The 303-nt window shown below is 68.6% G+C and carries 1 protein-coding gene; it reads left to right on the top strand.

Going from position 1 to position 303, the window contains the following annotated elements; genetic code table 11:
• A partial coding sequence (locus tag GV790_RS29675; RefSeq protein ID WP_163818127.1) for an alpha/beta fold hydrolase occupies positions 1–303 on the top strand: 303 nt, incomplete at both ends.

A 303-nucleotide genomic window follows, 5' to 3' on the forward strand; every position in this document is an offset into this window, starting at 1 on the left:
CCTACTGGACCGCCGCCCGTGACGCACTGACCGTGCTCGACCATCTCGGCGCCGAACGCGCCGTGGTCGGTGGCACCGCCCAGGGCGGGTTCACCGCATTGCGCACCGCGCTCATCGCGCCCGAGCGGGTTACCGCGTTGATCCTGATCAGCACCGAGGCTCATGGCCCGACACCCGAACAGTCAACGGCCACACAGCGTTTCCTGGCCGAATGGTACGACGACGGATCCCGTCCACGAGCGGTACAGCGCCTGGCGCACTGGCTCATCGGCGACCATGACCGACACCGCTCGGTGTGGACCG

The organism is Nocardia cyriacigeorgica, from assembly GCF_010858045.1.
Taxonomy (GTDB): Bacteria; Actinomycetota; Actinomycetes; order Mycobacteriales; family Mycobacteriaceae; genus Nocardia; species Nocardia cyriacigeorgica_E.